Source organism: Methylobacterium sp. WL64, assembly GCF_008039945.1.
In the GTDB taxonomy this organism is placed as follows: domain Bacteria; phylum Pseudomonadota; class Alphaproteobacteria; order Rhizobiales; family Beijerinckiaceae; genus Methylobacterium.
This window is the reverse complement of sequence record NZ_VRVA01000048.1, coordinates 24,739-39,314: the sequence shown is the minus strand read 5'-3', so window position 1 is coordinate 39,314 and position 14,576 is coordinate 24,739. Positions and strand designations below refer to the sequence as shown.

Genomic DNA, 14,576 nt, shown 5'->3' with positions numbered 1-14,576 from the left:
GGGCAAGAGCGGGTCCCAGGTGCGGAGATTGGACCCCAGCCCATGGACCATGAGTAGCGGCCTGCCGGTGCCGAGGCGTTCAAAATGTAGGGACATGACGGCATTGCCCTTCAGTATTTGCGCTGCAATCCGAACATTGGTCCGTCGCAGATTTCGTCAGGCCGGGAGTGCCATTTAGGTCCGCGAGCCGCTCATATCGGACGCTTCGAGGCCAAGTCGCCGGTCTGATTGCCAGCTACGCGGCGCAAGGCCGACTGTACTTTGCAGTTTTGCAAGCGCCGGATGTCGCCGCGAAGGCCCTACCGGAGTTCGCCAGGAGAGAGCTGCGCTTCCAAAGCTCGCGGAGACGAAGACGTCACGTCCGCGCCAACTCAGATGCCGGCGTACCAGGCGTAGCCCTGGTCCTCCCAGTAGCCGCCCTTGCTATCGCCGATGTGGGCGAAACTCTCGACCACCTCAATGCGCATCACGTACTTTGCTTGCTTGTAGCCGAGGTTGCGTTCCACCCGCAGCCGCAGCGGGGCGCCGTTCGAGACCGGGAGTGCCTTGCCGTTCATGTCGTATGCGAGGATCGTCTGCGGGTGGAACGCGTCCACGAGGTCGATGCTCTCGTAGTACCTGACCGGTGATCCACCACTGGCCGCAGTGTCCTCAGACGCCTGCTGGCCGCCGGAGTCCTTCCTGCTCTCCCCACCGCCCGATTGCTTCGTCATGGCTGGGTTGGCATTGCCGGCAGGGATTGTTTCGTCGGAGCCGCCATCCTCCGCGGTGTCCGCTCCGCCGTCGTCCTCGCCCTGGTCCATGGTGTCCGCGCAGTGGAACACCACGTAGCGCCCCTCGGGCTTGAGCTTGGCCCGAGACAAGAGGTCGGAAAGCAGAACTCCGGTCCACTTGCCGATGGCGCTCCAGCCTTCGACGCAATCGTGCCGGGTGATCTGGGTGCGGGCGGGAAGCTTGCGGAGCTCGGCCAGGGACAGCTTGAAGGGCGCCTCCACGAGGCCGTCGACCTCCAGGTGGTACTTGGCGAACTTAGCCTTCGCGAGGGCCTTGTATGCCTTGTCCGGCGGGTCCTCGGTACCGTTCGGCTTGAACCACGGCGAGATGTCGGCCTCGGCGTATTCCGGGGCCAGCGTCCGGTCGGTGAGCAGCAGGCGCTGGACGAACAGGTTGGCGTCCTCGCCGGTCTTGAGGGTGCGCTGGAACCACTCCGCACTGCCGAGGCGGTCGCAACCGCCGAGCATAGCCGCCGCGGCTGCGGCGGAACCCCCCGTCAGGAGGGCCCGTCGGTTCGGAAGGCGGCTCATACCCGGGTCTCCCCGGTGATGGGTGCCGGCTCGACCTTGCGCTCGATCACGAACCAGCCGGTGAGCATGCCACGCATGTTGTTCCAAAAGCCCGAGAGCAGGACTAGGGCGATGTGCACGACCACGAACAGGACCAGCAGGGCCGCCACGACGAAATGGATCGTGCGTGCCGACTGGCGCCCGTCGAACAGCGTCAACAGGAACGGGAAGGCCGCGTCCATCGCCGGGGACATCGCGAGGCCGGCGAGGAGCTGCGCCGGCAGCAGCGCGAATAGCACCACGAGGTAGGTCAGCTTCTGGATGACGTTGTAGCGCTTGGCCTCGTCGCCCTGCGGGAAGCGCAGCGTCAGGTGCTCCCAGATCGAAGCGCCGAAATGGCAGATCTGGTCGCGGGACGGGATCACGCGGAACCGAAGCTGTCCGCTGACCAATCCATAAAGCAGGTATGCAAGACCGTTCAGGACGAAGGCCCAGGCGAAGAAGAAGTGCCAGGAGCGGCCGCCGGTGAGATCCTGGTCGCTGGGCAGGGTCGCCCAGGCTGGAAAGCCGCGGTCGGCGGCCTGGCCATCCGCGCCTGCCGAGGAGCCGAGCCAGCCGGTGGTATCGAAGGAATGCCCGAGGACCGCGGTCACGCCCTTGGGCGGATCGTCCTCGGTGGAGGACATCGCCATGAGCGGCGTGTCGAAGGTCGAGACCTTACCCCAGTACAGGGCCGGGTGGGCGTTGAAGATCTGCAGGCCGCTCATGAGCAGGACCAAAAGGCAGATCGCGTTGATCCAGTGGGTTAGGCGGATGACCACAGGATGCCGAAACATCCATCGGCGGCGCTCGACCTCGCCCGTATCGGGCGCGGAGCGCGTCAGGTAGGTGCGAGGCAAACGGTCTCCCTCGGGATATTGATCGTCCAAGGCGGAGACCCCCGTGACGGGGCCTCCGTAAGCGTCGGCGATCACATGCCGCGGTTCATCATCCGCTTCTTCATCATGCGGCGCTTCATCATTTGCTTCCGCATCATGCGCTTCTTCATCATCATCCGGTCGCCGTGCATCATGCGGACCTGGGTGACGCCGCTCTCGGACTGGAGGCCGTTGACGGACATTGGTGCGGCCGTGGCCGAACCGGCCGCGAGGGCGATGCCGCCAAGGGCGGTCAGCGCGGTCAAGGCGAGCGAGAACTTCTTCATCGAATATCTCCCGTAGAGGTTAATGATCTATTCAACCTCCTGGGAAACCGGATTATTCTATCGTTGTTCCGATATATATTAGGTCGATTTTTCCTGGTGAAAAATCTTGGCAATACTCCTCGCGCGCTCAAGCCGAGGCTTCAAACACGGGGACCATTCGTCGTCACGTATGGCTACGGGATCGGTCGACGATAAGTTTCAAGCCCGCCGCGCAGCCTGTTCGAGGGTGGTGACCGGAACGCCATGATCACCGGCCCGTCGCTAGGTCGATTCGATCAGCTCCCGGATACGCGACGCCAGAGCCTCCATCACGAAGGGCTTGGTGAGCACGGCCATGCCGGGGTCGAGGTGGCCGTTGCCGACCACGGCGTTCTCCGCATAGCCAGTGATGAAGAGAACCTTCAGGCTCGGTCGGGTGACCCTCGCCGCATCCGCGACCTGGCGCCCGTTCATGCCGCCGGGCAGACCGACGTCGGTCACCAGCAGGTCGATGCGCACGTTCGAGCGCAGGACTTTAAGCCCGGCCGGCCCGTCGGCCGCTTCGATGGCGGTGTAGCCAAGATCTTCCAGCACCTCGGTGACGAGCATCCGGACGGTGGGCTCGTCGTCGACGACCAACACCGTCTGACCGTTCTCGGCGCGCGGCGCGTCGCTGAGGGAGCCCAGGGCGTCCGCCGCCTCAGCCTCGCCGTAGTGCCGTGGAAGGTACAGGCACATCGTCGTGCCCTCGTCCATCTCCGAGTAGATCCGGACGTGGCCACCCGATTGCCGCACGAATCCGTAGATCATCGAAAGGCCGAAGCCGGTACCTTGGCCGATGGGCTTGGTGGTGAAGAACGGGTCGAACGCACGCTCGATTACGTCGGGCGTCATTCCGGTGCCGGTGTCGGACACGCAGAGGGAGAGGTACTGCCCCGGCGGCAGGTCGCGTTCCTTCGCCCCCCGGTCGTCCAGCCACTTGTTGGCGGTCTCGATGGTGATGCGTCCACCGTCCGGCATCGCGTCCCTGGCGTTGATGCACAGGTTGAGCAGGGCATTCTCAAGCTGCGGCGGGTCGATCAGCGCCGGCCACAGGTCGGGAGCCCCGACCACCTCGACATGGACCGCCGGCCCGACTGTGCGCCTGACGAGATCCTCCATGCCACCGACGAGCTTGTTCACGTCGGTCGGCTTCGGATCGAGGGTTTGGCGACGGGAGAACGCCAGGAGCCTGTGAGTGAGCGCCGCGGCCCGCTTCGAGGCGCCCTGGGCGGCGTTGATGTATCGGTCGAGGTCGGTCAGCCGGCCCTGCGCCATCCGGGTCTGCAGGAGCTCCAGGCTGCCCGAGATACCCGCCAGCAGATTGTTGAAATCGTGCGCCAGGCCCCCGGTGAGCTGCCCGACAGCCTCCATCTTCTGCGATTGCCGGAGCTGCTCCTCAGCCCGCAGCAGCGCCTCGGCCTGCACCTTCTCGGCGGTGACGTTTCGCCCCGTGGCGTAGACGAGTTCGCCCTCCGGTGCCGCCGTCCAGGACAGCCAGCGATAGCTTTCATCCTCGTGGCGGTACCGGTTCTCGACCCGGGCGATCTCGGCGCCGACGGCCTCGGTGAGCGCGGCGACGGTCAGGGCGATGTCGTCGGGGTGAATGAAGTCGAACACGGTCCGGCCGATCATCTCGCCCGGTCGCCGGCCGAGGATGCGCGTTGCCGCCGGGCTCACCGCCTTGAAGGTCCCGACACCGTCGATGACGACCATCAGGTCCTGGGAGACCTTCCAAGTACGGTCACGCTCGCGGGTCCGCTCCTCGACGCGGCGTTCGAGGGTTGCGTTCAATTCCGCGAGCTCGACGGACTGGCGCCGCCGCTCGTCGATGTCGGTGTTGGTGCCGACCCACTGGACGAGGGCGCCGTCCGGAGATCTGACGGGCTCGGCTCGAACCAGGAACCATCGGTAGGCTCCGTCGGCACGCCGGATGCGGAATTCGGTCTCGTACACTGTGCCGCTCGCCAAGGCTCGGGTCCAGGCTTCCCCGGCCGCGGGGAGGTCGTCAGGATGGACGATGCGGCCCCATGCGGTGGTGCCGTCCATCGTCCCCGGCGCGGTGCCCGCGTAGGCGTATGCCTGCTCGTTGAACCAGTAGAGATAGCCGTCGGGCCTGGCCGCCCAGATCTGGTTCGGGATGGCCTGGGCGAGGACGCGGAACTGCTCCTCGCTGGCGCGAAGGGCCCGCTCCGAACGCAAGCGCTCCGTCGCGAGCCGAACCCGCTCGGCGACCTCACGCATCAGCGTCAGCTCGCCCTTGGACCAGGAACGCGCGACGGCATGGTTGGCGTAGAAAAGGGCCACCGATGAGCCCAGCTCGACCAGGGGCATGTTGACGAATGAGCGCGCACTGATGGCTTCCAGCGCACCCGACTTGTCCCGCGTACGCGGATCGAGCCGCGCATCCGCGACGATTGCTGTTTCGCCCCGCTTCAGGTCGTCGATGTACGACCCGTAATCGCGGAAGCGCAGCACGCCCGCCAGGCTCTCGACGCCCGGGGCGTTCCAATCGCGCTCGATGGCGATGGTCTCGGCGACCTTGTCGATCACGCCGTAGCCGACCCGGCTCACGCCGAGGATGCCCCCGACCACCTCGCAGGCCGTGTAGGCGAGCGCGCCGGGGTCCTGGATGTCGCGGAGCCGGTCGTTCAGTTCGAGCAGCGTGGCGCGCCGCCTCTCGTCCTCCCTGCGGGCGAGATCGGCCTCGGCACGTTCGGTGACCTCGCGGACGATGCCGATGGCGCGAACGCACCGACCCTGTTCGTCGAAGACGCCACGACCCTTGGAGGCGAGCCAGCGCACGACCCCGTCTTCCCGGCCGACGATGCGATACTCGACGTCCAAGGCCGCTTGCTGGGCGGGATCGATCATGGCGGCCAACGCAGCCATCGTCGCGTCCCTGTCATCGGGATGCAGCGTTTCCACGAAGGTCGTCAGGTCGTAGGCCGCGTCCGGGGATAAACCGAACATCGGCCTGGTGCGCGGAGACCAGGTCAGGGAGCCGGTGAGGACGTCGAGGTCCCACATCCCGATCTCGGCGGCCTCGGTGGCGAGGCGCAGCACCGTCTCGCTGAACTGCAGGCGGTCGGCGCTGATGGCCTGTTCCGCCGACAGGACATCGTTCTCGCCCCTCAGGGCGGTCAGTTGCCTGGTGTCGGCGGTGACGTCGTATTGGCTGGCGAAGAAGTACGCGACCTCGCTCTTGGCATCCTCGACCGGCGCCAGCAGCAACTGGTTCCAGAAGGTGGTGCCGTCCTTCCGGTAGTTCAGGATCGGCAACTCGATGCCGCGCCGCTCGGCGATGGCGGCCCGGATGCGCGACACATCATGCGGATCGGTCTCGGGCCCCTGCAGGAAACGGCAGTTGTACCCGATCACCTCCTCCGGTGCGTAGCCCGTCAGCCGGCAGAAGGCGGGGTTGGCGAAGATGATAGGGTTGTCGTGCTGCCGGGGGTCCGTGATGATCATCGGCATGCGCGTGGCCCGCACGGCCGCCGCGAACGGGTCGGTGAGCCCGTCCCCGCCCGCGATCTCGGACAGGATGCGATGGGTGTCGCGCCGGACCGTGTCCGCCCTGGCGGACGGTGACGTCACGTCTAAGGAACTGCTTTTCACGCGCGTCGCCTTGGGGGCAATCCAGCCCGGATGATGTTGGCCTTATGGACGGATTGGGGGGTCGTCGCCCAGCGGATGGTTCTACGCGACCCGTCAGACGGACGCGACGCATCGCCGGATGACCGTCATCACGTTTAATTGCGGACATTCGTGGACGACGCACCAAGCGAGATCCGGATCGCCGGCGGCAATCCGGATACGCCTGGAACTATGACGGGACCGGCGTCACACCGCGTGTTGGATCGCGTCGATGACCTGGGATGCGGCGTAGGGCTTCGGCACGAACCGACCGTGATCGGGCATCTCCCGGTCGGTGAACCGATGGCGTCCCGAAGTCAGGACCAGCCGAATATCGGGCCAGTTCGCGTAGACGCGTTCGGCCAGGCCGACCCCGTCCATGGAGCCCGGCATGTCGATGTCGGTGAAGAGTACGTCGATGTCCGACCTCTCGTGAAGGATGAACCATGCCTCGTCGGCGTGGCGCGCCTCGACGACGGCGAAGCCGGCATCCTCCAGCATGTCTACGGCCACCATCCGTACGAAGTCCTCGTCCTCGACGACGAGGATGACCGAAATTTCCGGGGGGCGCTGCGCAGACATCGCTCGTCAACATTGAATGATGCCATCCGTTGCCCGACGAATGACGATTGCGAAACGGCCGCGGGTGAAGCACAACATCGGCGCTCTCAACCTCGACGTGGGAGCGAACCGGCCCCCGACGGGTTTCCGTATCCGTGATCAAAGTCGGGTTTCCCGACCCAGGGTACGATCCGGGATGCCTATGATCGACGATGCCGCACTGACCGGCGACGAGTGGACGCTCGCCAGCTTCACCGCCGCGATCCACCGGGGCGGCGTCGGCCTGTGGGCTTGGTCGCCGACACGGCGCCTGGCCCAACTCGACGGTCTCTGTCGGGAGTTCTGGGGAACGTCGGAGACCGTCGTGGGCCTGGATGTGCTGTTCGCGAAGGTGAACGCCGAGGACCGGGACGCGATGATGCTCGACTGGGCGGCGAGCGCGACCGACCCGCATGCCTACGCCTTCGACTTCCGGATCGGCGACGGTCCCGACGCGCGCTGGATTTCCGCCCGCGGCGTGGGCGGGGACGAGGGTCAAGTCGGCGAATGGGTCCAGGCCATCTTCCTCGACATCACGGATCGCAAGCGCGCCGAGGAGGCCGAACACCTGCTGACCGCCGAACTCGAACACCGCGTCTCGAACATGTTCACCGTGGCCCGAGCGCTCACCGCCGTGGTCGCCCGGGAGGCGAAGTCGACGACGGATTTCGTGGAGGACCTATCCCGACGGTTCGGCGTCCTTCACCAGGCCACCACCCTGGCGACGCGCTCGCACAAGCATGAGAAGGGCAATGTCAGGCTGCAGGATCTGGCCGAGCGTATCCTCGCCCCGTACCGCAACGGGGCGAACATCGTCGTCGATATCGCCGGGAACGCCGTCGTGTCGCCGGACCGGGTCAACGACTACGCGATGATCTTCCATGAGCTCGCGACCAACTCGGCCAAGTATGGGGCACTGTCGGGCACGGGGGCGCTCCATCTGACGGGTCAGATCGACGGGGATGCGCTCAGGCTCACCTGGGCGGAAGGAGCTGCGTCTTCCGGGGCGGCCAAGGCCGAGGGCACCGGGTTCGGCTCGCGCCTCCTCAGGATGACCATCGAACGCAGTCTGCGAGGCCGGTTCAGCCGCACCATCGATTCCGGCGGGATGCATTTCGAAATGGTTGTTCCGACCGCTTGACCCGACGAGACCCTCGTCGTCGCCCCGGCCCACATCCAGCGCACCTGCGATCTATGCAGGATGCGATAGAGGTCTCGTAGGGACCCGGGATGGCACGCGTGGCCTAGAACGCCTCCCGGTTCCGGTCCTTCAGACTTGGGGTGGCCCGCCTTGCCGGACCCGATCAGGTACAGCACCCCGGCGCCCGCGACGGCGCCGAGGACCTGGGCGACGACGTAGGGAAGTACGTGCCGGTTGGCGCACCGGCCTGCCGACCACAGCCCGAGCGTGACGGCGGGATTGCAATGTCCCCCCCGGGATGGGCCCGGAGGTCAACCGAGTGTTCGCAGGCATCGGTTCAGACGTCCTCCGGCTCCCTTCAGGCGACCTTTCCCGCGATATCCGCCTGGCGATTGTCGAGCTTGCGAACTTCCGTGGCGATGTCCTGAAGGCTCGTGTCGCCCTTGCGCAGGACGGCGTCCGCCTCCGAGAGCCGATTGCGCTCCTCGACGGTGATGTTCCTCGCGCTGAGCACCACCACCGGGATGTCCGAGCAGTCCGGCAGCTCCCGGAGGCGATGCAGGAACGAAAACCCGTCCATCACCGGCATGGTGAGGTCGAGCAGCACGAGGCGCGGTAGGCCATGCCGGACCTGGTCGAGGGCCTCGGCGCCGTTCCCCGCCTCCCGGACGGTCCAGCCATTGCGCTCAAGTGTGCTCCGAAGCCTGTGACGCATGTCCGGATCGTCGTCGACGACGAGCACGTCGCCATCGGCCGCCCGGAACGGGTCCAGGATCGCCTTCAGGCGGGTCCAGTCCACCGGCTTGGGAACGGCCTCGACCGCCCCGAGCGAGGCGCTCAGGGTCGCGTCGGCCACGAAGCTGACCATGACCACGGGGATGCCGGCGAGGTCCGGGTCGGCCTTGAGCGCGGCGAGCACCGACCAACCGTCCATGTCGGGCATCATCACGTCGAGGAGGATGGCGCGGGGCTTGAGCGATCTCGCCATGTCGAGGCCGGTTCGCCCGTCCCCCGCCGTCCGCACGGCGAAGCGCTGACGTTCCAGGAACCGGGTCATCAACTCGCGTTGGGACGCCTCGTCGTCGATGACGAGGACCAGATCCCCCGAGGGCGCCGGGTCATCGGACGTCACCATCGGGGCCTTCTCCCCGGCGTGATCGGCCACCGCCGCCGGCACGCGAATGGTGAAGCTGGTGCCCTCGCCCTCGACGCTCTCGACAGAGATGTCGCCACCCAGCAACCGGGCGAAGGCGCGGCTTAGCGCCAGACCGAGGCCGGTCCCGCCGAACCTGCGCGTGGTGGTCTCGTCCGCCTGGGAGAAGCGTTCGAACAGGCGACCGACCTGTTCGGGGCTCATGCCGATCCCGGTGTCGGTCACCGTGAAACCGAGCCAATCGCCGGTGGCCCCGCGTTCACGGCCGACCCGGAGGGTGATGGTGCCGCCCTCCGTGAACTTGGCCGCGTTGCTGAGGAGGTTGAACACGCACTGACGCAGCTTGACCGCGTCCGTACGGGCATGGCCCACGTCCCCGGCCACCACGACGACGAGGGTGTTCCCCTTCCGCTTCACCAGCGCATCGACAGTGCCGGCGGCGTTCTCGACGAAGGCGGCGACGTCGATGTCCTCGGGGTCGAGCTCCATCTTCTCGGCCTCGACCTTCGAGAGGTCGAGGACGTCGTTGATCAAGCCGAGCAGGTGCTGGGCGTTCGTCTTGATCTTGCCGAGGTCGCTGAGCAGGCTTTCCTGGCCGAGCTCCTCGGCTTCCTCCTCCAGCATCTCGGAGTAGCCGATCACCGCCGAGAGCGGCGTGCGCAACTCGTGGCTCATGTTGGCGAGGAAGCGGCTTTTCGCCCGGCTATGCTCCTCGGCCGCGTCCCGGGCATGCTTCAGCGCCGCCTCGTAGTCGTGGCGGTCGGTGATATCCTCGTGGATGCCGACCCACTCCCGGATCGTCCCGTCGGGGTTGCGGACCGGCCGCCCCTTGACCGCGAACAGGCGGTACTCCCCTTCGCGGTTCCGGACGCGGTGCCGGAGCTCATACCCCCGGTCCCCCGCGACGGCGTCCCGCCACGCCGACTTCGTGGCCTCGACGTCGTCGGGATGCACGGCTTCGGCCCATCCGGTACCCTGGCACTCGGCCTCGGACTGGCCGGTATAGGCTTGCCAGTATAACTGCGGTCCGACCATCGCGCCGCGGGCGTCGGCGGTCCAGATGATATCTCCGACCGCCTCGGCCGCGGCCCGGAAGCGTCCCTCGCTCACATGGAGGTGCCTTTGGACGCGCTGCTGTTCGAAGGACGCCGCGAGCATCCCCATGAAGAGGATGACGAAGGTCGCCCCGGCGACGTAGAGGGCGAGGTACTGCTGGCTCAGTCCGACGCCGGTGGCATGGGCCGCCCGCGCCCCGGCATCCTCCGCCGTGAAGGTCGCCGCCGCCATGCCGGTGTAGTGCATGCCGGCGACCGCCAGACCCATGACCGCGGCCGCGAACAGTTTCTGCCAGACGCTGTTCTGCCGGAAGGTCAGCCAGAGCGCGACGGTCGCCGCGGTGACGGCCAGGGCCACGGATACGGCGACCACCGGAAGGCTGTAGGCGAGGTTGCCCGGAACCCTCATCGCGGCCATGCCGGTGTAGTGCATCCCGGCGACGCCGATGCCCATCAGCGGTCCGCCGACGAGGACGTCCCGCGTTCCCGCCCCCCTGCGGGTGACCCAGGCGAAGGCGGCGCCGGTGGCGGTGATGGCAATCAGGAGCGACAGGGCGGTGATGCCGAGGTCGTACGCGGCGGGCATGCCCATCTCGAAAGCCAGCATGCCGACGAAGTGCATCGCCCAGATGCCGCCGCCCATCGCGAGGGACGCGAGGGCGACCCAGGCCCAACGCATTCCGCGCGCAGCCCCGCGGACCCGTCCGCCGAGGTCGAGGGCCGTGTAGGAGGCGAACACCGCGATGGCGATGGAAAGCGCGACGAGGGCGGGATCGTAACCGGTATGAACCATGCGGAGTCCGTAGGGGGGGTGAGCCGCTCGTGCCCGACCAACCCGGGCGGACTTCAAGGCGGGACCGTTCCAGGACAACGCTCGGGATCGACCGGGCGACCGACATGTCCCGGGGAATTCACGCAGGCACCAGACAATCCGTGCGCCGGGTTCCCAGACGTGACCGGGATGTACCTCGTCGCTCTCCGCTCAAGTCTCGTCGGAACGGATGCATCGTCGACTTGGGATCGGGACGGATTGGCTTGGTAGGCCCGCGCCTCACGCTTCCATCGGTACGCGGTGGGGCTCTCCGGCATGGTGGGCAGCGGCGGGACCGCCACGCCTGCCAGGAACGCCGTGATACCGGTCATCGGGTGTTGTTCGGCCGATCATACCGTTCCCGCGAACGCGACGGGTATGGTTCGATTTCGATTGCGCGCCAGCTTGCCCGTAAGACATCGTTGCGTCCCTGTGCGCGCGGCCATCAGGCCGCGACGCCGCCGTCCTCCGGCCTGCGCCTGCGGTAGCGCCCGCCGCCCTCGCTCACGAACAGGCGCCTGCGGTACACCCGCTCGTCGATGGCCCCCCTGACCGTGTCGACGCTCCATTCCTGCTTATGCTTGCCGGCTTCCTCCACAAGGTCGGCGCCGATCCGAACCGTAATGTTGTTCACGTGCAGCGCCTCGCGCTCCGGCAGGACCTCCTGGATGTCCCGGATGACGCGTCGCCACAACTTCAGTGCCCGAACCTTCGCAGCCTGCTTGCGCTCCACTCCAAGCTCCGCCAAGAGCCGCGCGATCTCGGCACGAAGCATTTCAATCTCGGCGTCGCGCAAGTCGACCATTCCAAGCGCCTCGTGCCTGAGCTCCCGCTCTGCCGCGATCGCCCCCGCCATGCGCACCTGTTCCTTAACCATGACCGCCGCGGCCTAAGCCTCCGCCGCCTTCCACAACGCCACGCCGGCCTTCGCCATCTCCGTCTCGACCGCATTCGGCAGGCCCGCAAGTTCGATGATCGGGCTGTACGCGCTCTCCCGGGTCCGCTCGGCCAGGTGCTCGCCAACCGACGCGGCCCTATCATCATATCCTGCCAGGCCTCACGCACATCCCGACCGCATTGCTACCGATGATCCGTAAACGTGGACGGGTTTGGGGAAGCAGCAATGTGTCTCTGGTGCCCTCGCGGGCGAGTGGCTCAACCGGCTAAATGTTCAATCGAACCAGCATCAATTCCCTAGGCGACGCTTATGCGAATGGCCCGCCATGACAGCCGCCTCAATGAATGTCCGCTATGGGTGAGCTGCCGAGGCTGATCGAATGACCGAGATGGGCGCATTGCAGAACGTCTGCTCAGGGGCGCGAACCAGCGTCCACAGTCCAATCTGACTATCCGGTTGCCCTTACCCCATTGCGCTGGATCCAGAATGGGCTGGTCACGCTTGATGCTATAACCCGACTGTAACGAGCTCTGCCTATGACGCCATCGATGACCGATCCTCGCGATGATCTACTTCCGTTGGCACCGATACGAGCATGGCGAGAATGAGTGCGAGAAAATCGGTTTAATAACGATACTGCTACTTCTCTCCTCGATCATTCGGCATCAGCCCGCGTCCATCAAATCGCAGTTGAAACAATGAGTTAGTCCATTTGGTGCTTGTTCACGGGTGCGTGCGCAGTGACCCAACTGTCAAATTCGAGCTATCTCGCGCGTGCCGTCAGGGTGTCGGTACCGGCTCGACCACACTCTCTAGGTGGGCCGAGCGAGCCGCCGGAAGGTAGCGATACAGGGTTGAAGCCGTCACCCCGAGCCGCTCAGCGACTGCACTGACCGTCAACGTACCGTCCCGCAACAGCACCCTCGCTACGTCGAGATCGGAAGCGCTCAGCAACTTCGGACGCCCACCGAGCCTTCCCCGGGCTCGCGCCGCCAAAAGCCCAGCCATCGTCCGCTCACGGATAATCGACCGCTCGAATTCTGCCAGCGCTCCGAAGATGTGGAATACGAGTTTGCCTCCGGAGGTAGTCGTGTCGATCGCCTCGGTCAGCGAGCGAAGGCCGATCCCACGTAGCTCTAGATCGTCGAACGTAGCGATCAGTTGGCTGAGTGAGCGCGCCACGCGGTCGAGCTTCCACACGACGATCGTGTCGCCCGCGGACACCGATGCCAACGCTGCCTTTAACTCCGGCCGATCGCGCTGCGCCCCCGATGCCTTCTCGACGTATAGCCGATCGCATCCAGCACGTTCGAGAGCATCGACCTGGAGCTCAGGGTTCTGATCCTGGGTCGACACTCGTGCGTAGCCGATCAGCACGTCCCACTCCCTGTCTCACCTGCGGCGACCTCGCGTCCGCTGCCCCTTTCTCGGAGACGGTTTCGAGAGCCAACGGAGGCCACGTTGCCCATGACGAAATCCTGCCGGAAGCCGACCTCCGAAAAACGCTGGTTTGTCTGAGGGTGGCCAAGCTTGCGGCTGCCCAGGCTCTCAGAAGCGGGTCAGCGCGATTTTGACGGGGAGAAGCGCGATGGGACGGAAGAGTGGGTTCTTGGCGTTCATTCTGTGGGGCTGCGGGTTGTTCCTGCTGTGCGGCCTGCACCGGATCTATGTCGGGCGGTTCTGGACGGGTCTGCTGTGGTTCTTCACGCTGGGCCTTTGCGGGATCGGGCAGCTGATCGACCTTTTTCGGCTTGGCGACATGGTCCGGGTGGCCAACAGTGAGGGCGCTGGTGGCGTTCGCCATCTATCGTCGGCGAACACGGTCGCCCCGGTGTTCAACGTCACGATCAACGCGGTGCCTGCGGGGGTGATGCCAACGACGTCCGAGCAGATCGGCGCCAGCACGCCGCAGCTGCTCTCCCGGCGGTAAGCACAGCATGTGGATTTCCGAGCGTTGGCCACGCTTCTCTTTGCTGGCGTTGACGTGCACGCTCGCCAGCGGCCCTGCTCGTGCGACCGCGGACGGCCCGGATCGGTTCGCGGTCCGAGACGTGCGAGCAGATGACACTCTAGCCCTGCGAGCCCAGCCGAACGCGAGCGCGCGCAAAATCACCGCGCTACCGCCGAACACTCGGGGGCTCGAGAACCTCGGCTGCGTCGACGGGAAGACCGGGCAACAACCGAGCGACACCGGGCCAGCCCGCGATCAACTCTGGTGCAAGATCCGCATCGGCAGCTTCGTCGGCTGGGCGTCCGCACGTTTCCTACGCGAGGAAACAAAGGTTCTGAAGCCTTACAGCGCTTCAGGTGCCCCGACGGGACCCAAAGACTTCAAGGCGACATCCACGGCGATCGAGACGCAGGCTGCGGGCGAAGGCCGGTGGAAGGTCATGACGCAGTCGGTCGTAAGTGGTTCGGCCACGGCTGACGTCCCCAACGAGGTGACCGTTTCTGCGCAGCTCGTCGATTGCCGTCTGGGAAGCTCGGAGGTGATCCGTTTGACCGGCGATCCTTCTGGTTATTCGACACCGATCGAGGAGAAGCCAGGTACGCGCTTCGAGCCGCCGCTTTCGGACAAAGACGAGCACAATCTCTGGTGGTTCGTGTGCCGAGGCGCCTCACAGCGCTATCGATGATTCGAGATCGTCAGCGCAGTACCGCTCGTCCGAAAAACGAGGGTTTGCACGATGATGCTGGTTCCGACAATGCCAAGCTTAGGCTGTGAGCTGATTTCCGGAGACAGTTTCACGAGGTCGCGCCGTTGAGCTCTGGGGAGG

11 protein-coding genes and 1 pseudogene are annotated in these 14,576 nt (G+C 65.9%); 3 read left to right on the top strand and 9 right to left on the bottom strand.

Annotated elements, in window-relative coordinates:
* Nucleotides 1-371: 371 nt before the first annotated feature.
* The 5 genes from FV242_RS19050 to FV242_RS19030 form a co-directional block, all read right to left on the bottom strand.
* On the bottom strand, nt 372-1,304 hold the full coding sequence (locus tag FV242_RS19050; RefSeq protein WP_147940007.1) for a molybdopterin-dependent oxidoreductase: 933 nt from the start codon (nt 1,302-1,304) through the stop codon (nt 372-374).
* A complete protein-coding gene (locus FV242_RS19045; RefSeq protein ID WP_246692776.1) occupies nt 1,301-2,182 on the bottom strand; it encodes a cytochrome b/b6 domain-containing protein in 882 nt (293 codons plus the stop codon). The genes FV242_RS19050 and FV242_RS19045 overlap by 4 nt, the downstream gene beginning before the upstream one ends.
* Nucleotides 2,183-2,253: 71 nt before the next feature.
* Nucleotides 2,254-2,487 carry a hypothetical protein gene (locus FV242_RS19040; protein ID WP_147940006.1) on the bottom strand — a complete coding sequence of 78 codons (234 nt, stop codon included), beginning with the start codon at nt 2,485-2,487 and terminating at the stop codon, nt 2,254-2,256.
* Nucleotides 2,488-2,748: 261 nt separating this feature from the next.
* Nucleotides 2,749-6,102 (bottom strand): PAS domain-containing protein, encoded by a 3,354-nt coding sequence (locus FV242_RS19035; RefSeq protein ID WP_246692775.1) that lies wholly within the window; start codon nt 6,100-6,102, stop codon nt 2,749-2,751.
* Between the two features lie 246 nt (nt 6,103-6,348).
* A complete protein-coding gene (locus tag FV242_RS19030) occupies nt 6,349-6,723 on the bottom strand; it encodes a response regulator (protein WP_147940005.1) in 375 nt (124 codons plus the stop codon).
* A gap of 175 nt (nt 6,724-6,898) precedes the next feature.
* Between FV242_RS19030 and FV242_RS19025 the strand changes: the two genes are divergently transcribed.
* Nucleotides 6,899-7,882 carry a sensor histidine kinase gene (locus FV242_RS19025; protein ID WP_244007317.1) on the top strand — a complete coding sequence of 328 codons (984 nt, stop codon included), beginning with the start codon at nt 6,899-6,901 and terminating at the stop codon, nt 7,880-7,882.
* 143 nt (nt 7,883-8,025) lie between these two features.
* Here the strand turns inward: FV242_RS19025 and FV242_RS19020 are convergent.
* The 4 genes and pseudogenes from FV242_RS19020 to FV242_RS19005 all read right to left on the bottom strand — a co-directional run.
* Nucleotides 8,026-8,175, bottom strand: a pseudogene (locus FV242_RS19020) (aquaporin); the annotation flags it as partial.
* A gap of 65 nt (nt 8,176-8,240) precedes the next feature.
* Nucleotides 8,241-10,883 (bottom strand): MHYT domain-containing protein, encoded by a 2,643-nt coding sequence (locus tag FV242_RS19015; RefSeq protein WP_147940004.1) that lies wholly within the window; start codon nt 10,881-10,883, stop codon nt 8,241-8,243.
* 463 nt (nt 10,884-11,346) lie between these two features.
* The gene (locus FV242_RS19010) at nt 11,347-11,757 is read right to left on the bottom strand and encodes a hypothetical protein (RefSeq protein ID WP_147940003.1); all 411 of its coding nucleotides are present in this window, start codon (nt 11,755-11,757) and stop codon (nt 11,347-11,349) included.
* A gap of 822 nt (nt 11,758-12,579) precedes the next feature.
* Complete coding sequence (locus tag FV242_RS19005) at nt 12,580-13,176, bottom strand: recombinase family protein (RefSeq protein ID WP_147940002.1); 597 nt, start codon at nt 13,174-13,176, stop codon at nt 12,580-12,582.
* Between the two features lie 211 nt (nt 13,177-13,387).
* On the opposite strand from FV242_RS19005, the gene FV242_RS19000 reads away from it, so the two are divergent.
* Complete coding sequence (locus FV242_RS19000; RefSeq protein ID WP_147940001.1) at nt 13,388-13,729, top strand: NINE protein; 342 nt, start codon at nt 13,388-13,390, stop codon at nt 13,727-13,729.
* Nucleotides 13,730-13,736: 7 nt separating this feature from the next.
* The gene (locus FV242_RS18995) at nt 13,737-14,435 is read left to right on the top strand and encodes an SH3 domain-containing protein (RefSeq protein WP_147940000.1); all 699 of its coding nucleotides are present in this window, start codon (nt 13,737-13,739) and stop codon (nt 14,433-14,435) included.
* Nucleotides 14,436-14,576 lie beyond the last annotated feature (141 nt).

Excerpts from the sequence above, each read along its gene's own strand:
- FV242_RS19010 (WP_147940003.1), bottom strand. The coding sequence starts at position 11,757 with ATGGCGGGGGCGATCGCGGCAGAGCGGGAGCTCAGGCACGAGGCGCTT.
- FV242_RS19050 (WP_147940007.1), bottom strand. The coding sequence starts at position 1,304 with ATGAGCCGCCTTCCGAACCGACGGGCCCTCCTGACGGGGGGTTCCGCC.
- FV242_RS19025 (WP_244007317.1), top strand. The coding sequence starts at position 6,899 with ATGCCTATGATCGACGATGCCGCACTGACCGGCGACGAGTGGACGCTC.
- FV242_RS19000 (WP_147940001.1), top strand. The coding sequence starts at position 13,388 with ATGGGACGGAAGAGTGGGTTCTTGGCGTTCATTCTGTGGGGCTGCGGG.
- FV242_RS19040 (WP_147940006.1), bottom strand. The coding sequence starts at position 2,487 with ATGAAGAAGTTCTCGCTCGCCTTGACCGCGCTGACCGCCCTTGGCGGC.
- FV242_RS18995 (WP_147940000.1), top strand. The coding sequence starts at position 13,737 with ATGTGGATTTCCGAGCGTTGGCCACGCTTCTCTTTGCTGGCGTTGACG.
- FV242_RS19015 (WP_147940004.1), bottom strand. The coding sequence starts at position 10,883 with ATGGTTCATACCGGTTACGATCCCGCCCTCGTCGCGCTTTCCATCGCC.
- FV242_RS19030 (WP_147940005.1), bottom strand. The coding sequence starts at position 6,723 with ATGTCTGCGCAGCGCCCCCCGGAAATTTCGGTCATCCTCGTCGTCGAG.